Source organism: Gemmiger formicilis (genome assembly GCF_016901605.1).
GTDB lineage: Bacteria > Bacillota > Clostridia > Oscillospirales > Ruminococcaceae > Gemmiger > Gemmiger formicilis_B.
The window spans coordinates 1-220 of record NZ_JACJKP010000852.1 but is presented as its reverse complement, the minus strand read 5'-3'; the positions used below and the strand labels follow the sequence as shown (position 1 = coordinate 220).

General features: G+C 60.5%; 1 protein-coding gene. It reads right to left on the bottom strand.

Features of this window, described 5'->3' with window-relative positions:
- Positions 1-30: 30 nt before the first annotated feature.
- Positions 31-220 (bottom strand): hypothetical protein (locus H6B10_RS17020; protein ID WP_204652520.1); only part of this gene is annotated, 190 nt, incomplete at its 5' end.

Below are 220 nucleotides of genomic sequence, written 5' to 3'. Positions count from 1 at the left end.
CTACCCGGGCTTTGGTTTCCACTAACATGCTCATTGGGGAAGAACCTCCTTGATATCAAAACTTTCACGGATACTTTGTCTTGCGGTGACCAGGCCGGCAAATTCGCCGCCGTGCAGGACGCCTGCGCCGGGAGCGGCCAGCCTGTGCCCCAGACGGTGGGCCAGCTGATGCAGTGCGTCTACCGCAGCCTGACCCTGTGCTACAAGAACGCCATCGCCG